This window comes from Levilactobacillus tujiorum (assembly GCF_012641185.1).
Taxonomy (GTDB): Bacteria; Bacillota; Bacilli; order Lactobacillales; family Lactobacillaceae; genus Levilactobacillus; species Levilactobacillus tujiorum.
This window is the reverse complement of sequence record NZ_JAAXLK010000039.1, coordinates 1-3121: the sequence shown is the minus strand read 5'-3', so window position 1 is coordinate 3121 and position 3121 is coordinate 1. Positions and strand designations below refer to the sequence as shown.

The window sequence follows — 3121 nt, the reverse complement described above, 5'->3', positions numbered from 1 at the left end:
GCCGAACACGGAAGTTAAGCTTTAGCACGCCGATAGTAGTTGGGGGATCGCCCCCTGCGAGGATAGGACGTTGCCACGCGAACGAAAGAACCCAGTGATTGGGTTCTTTTTTTGTAAAATAAAACAGTTTTGGGCGTATTAGAATACGGCGCTCGAAACGGCAGACGGCTAGTGTACTCCTACGGCTAGTTAGTCGTTTATCTTCTGTGGTCAACGTCATTGCCTTGCGTTGGCCTTTTTTGTATTCTCGACAGATTGACTCGTTTTTGCTTAAACGGTGATCTTAGTCGGTGACAGTGAGAAGACGCCAGCTAATCACGCTACTAGTGCTAGCTGCTTGTACTTATTCGTTAAAATCGGAATACCTTTGTGAGTTTTTCGGATGATACCTCTACGCGTTATTTGCCGTCAGTTGTCTTTTTGAAACTTAGAATAATGCTTCCGCCACCCAGAATGAGGCTGATAATATCTTGAATTAAAGTACTCATTGAGGGGTTGTGAAAGATCAGCGACCAGCCGGCCGGAACAAACACGAAGAGTCCAATCCAGAAACTAAATGTTTTGAAAAAGTTCTTATTGAAGTTTAGGATCATTTTTCTCGTCTCCTCTTATTGAATGATGTGGGTTGCGCTTAGTGATGGCCACTTTGATCATTAGGAAACTCCTGCCGCTTATGCTTAAGGTAACGTTAAATCGAAGTGCCGTGCTTAGCATTATCTAGAGTAGTGATATATTGGCGCCCCCAAGCGTCCATTGATTGAATGATTGGAACTAGACTTCGGCCTAAATCAGTTAGATGGTAACTCGTCTTAGTAGGGACAAAAGTAGTGTCCACATCTTTAGCGATGATTTGATCGGTTATCAATTGTGAAAGTTGTAAAGCTAACATTCGCCGGGTGCAACCAGGTAAAGTGCGCAATAATTCTGTAAAACGCCGGTCTTGTTTGGTCAAGCGGCACAGAATGATTGATTTCCACTTGCCGGATAAAATATTTACGGTAGCATCTAGCGGACAGTTTTCGCCATGACGTGTTTGCATTTGTAAAGCAGTCAACGTGATCAGCTCCCATCCAAGTCTTGGGTTGTAGTATAGCGGATAACTGTGAAGCAGGAATATGAGAAATGATCGGTTGGTTAGGCGAACGATGGGTTACATTAAATTCCCGTATTGTGCTATTTGGTCGCTCTCCCAATAATAGGGATTGGGGGGGGACTACTATGAAAGATTTGATGAAAAACGGGTGGCTCGTACTGGGGTTATTTTTAATTGTTTTTGTCATTGGCGCAGATTCATTTATTATTTCACCGTTGCTACCGGTATTGGCGCAAAGCTACCATGCTTCAATCACGACGGTTGCATTATCAGTTACCATTTATGCGATTTGTTATGCGATTGGTTCCCCCTTGCTGGGACCTTTAGGCGATCGTTTTCCCAAACGGCGGTTATTACTGGTCGGGGTGGTCATCTTTTTCGTGGGAGGAGTGGCGTGTGCGTGGGCACCTACTGTTGGGTGGTTTAATATTGGTCGAGCGGTGGCTGGCATAGGTGCTGCTACGACATTACCCAATGTGTGGGCATTGATTGGACAAATGTTTTACGGCAAAAAGTTAAATTTAATTATGGGGATTACGATGGCGGCATTATCCCTATCAATTGCGTTGGGGGTACCCATGGGAACGGAATTAGCACAGTTAGTTAATTGGCGACTGGCGTTTGTTGTCTCAGTGGGGTTAACACTATTGGCGGGTGGCATTTTGTACAGAGTTATTCCTCGGAGAACGTTGGTGATGAGAAAGGTAGACTACTGGCAGTCCTACGATCAGATAGGTCGATCGCTAAAGGCCAAGCTGGCGCTATTGATCACGTTGACGTGGATGCTGGGATTCTATGTTGTTTATACGTTTTTGGGTACGTTTATCACGCGACAGTTTCATCTGAATACTGGCCAGACGGGACTTGTCTTCGTTGCCTACGGATTGAGTAACTTTGTGGCTAGCTTTTTCGGCGGCGTTGTGATGACCAAATTGGGAAAGCTAGCTACCGTTCAATTAAGTGGCGTTTTATCGGCCGTTGCTATGGCTGGATTATTAGCAGGTCAGCAAAGTTTGTTGGCGATCATTGGGAGTTTAATCGTATTGGCGATTGTTCAAGGTCTGGGGGTAACCGCATTGAATACGATAATTGTTAATTTGCTACCCTTGCAACGGGCAACGATGATGGCCAGTAACAGTGCAATGCTTTACTTGGGATTAACCGTGAGTTCTAGCGTTGGCGGGTGGGCGTATCCCCGTGTCGGTTTTTTCGGGATTACGTTAGCGGCAATGGGTGCCTTGCTGATTGCGGTTGGACTGACGCGGCGGTTGCGGAAATGGTTATAGGTAGTGATGTGATGCTCCCTTAGTGTGAATTCAGTTGATTGGAAATTCTGGTGCTAGACCTTTAGAGTAGGAGGAATTGGAAACACTGAGGGGCCTTGCTGGGAAATGGTCAGATAGTGTCGTCGAACGTCCAATCAGAGCATTTCTAATAATGGGCATAACTAGTTGGATAGGTGTCCTGTGATGGTAGGGGGGGTATGCGCACTGCGATCTGACAGGGATAGCTTTGCATTAGGTCCATGTCACTGAGAAAGTGGGACGTTGCTTTTTGTGAAAACTGACTAACGATGGCGTAGTAGACAGGTGGTTCTGATCTAAATTAGAGTGAGTGTTCGTTGACGTTTCTGGAGCCGCGCCAAATTCTAAAAGTAGGATTGAGATTATTTTGCAGATTCTGTTGACACTGGGATAATCGGCATGGTATATTATCTAAGTTGTCTTTTACGACAGCAGTTCGTTAATTTAAAAAGTTAAATTACTTGTTGACAAGTGATCTGACAAAATGGTATATTTATTGAGCTGCTTCATTAGGCAGCCAACAATTCAAAGCTTGATTAATTCAAACTTATTGTTGACATCATATGGGTTAAATGATATGATTATTAAGTTGTCTGCGAGAGCGGATGACTGGTAGACCTTTGAAAACTGAACATTGTTTCGACAAACCAAATATGTGTAGGGCGGTTTGAATTTATTCAAACCCAAACAATATTTGCGAAGTCAATTCGCTTTTAAAAAGTAA

The 3121-nt window shown here is 44.1% G+C and carries 3 protein-coding genes; 1 reads left to right on the top strand and 2 read right to left on the bottom strand.

All coding sequences use genetic code 11. The annotated features are described in order from the left end of the window. Nucleotides 1–398: 398 nt before the first annotated feature. Both HF569_RS12090 and HF569_RS12085 read right to left on the bottom strand, forming a co-directional pair. Nucleotides 399–593, bottom strand: coding sequence for a hypothetical protein (locus tag HF569_RS12090; protein ID WP_168902615.1), 195 nt, complete (start codon nucleotides 591–593; stop codon nucleotides 399–401). A 95-nt stretch (nucleotides 594–688) separates the two neighbouring features. Next, a complete protein-coding gene (locus HF569_RS12085) occupies nucleotides 689–1054 on the bottom strand; it encodes a winged helix-turn-helix transcriptional regulator (protein ID WP_408610811.1) in 366 nt (121 codons plus the stop codon). 164 nt (nucleotides 1055–1218) lie between these two features. Between HF569_RS12085 and HF569_RS12080 the strand changes: the two genes are divergently transcribed. Continuing rightward, nucleotides 1219–2379 carry an MFS transporter gene (locus HF569_RS12080; RefSeq protein WP_168902614.1) on the top strand — a complete coding sequence of 387 codons (1161 nt, stop codon included), beginning with the start codon at nucleotides 1219–1221 and terminating at the stop codon, nucleotides 2377–2379. The last annotated feature ends 742 nt before the right edge of the window (nucleotides 2380–3121 follow it).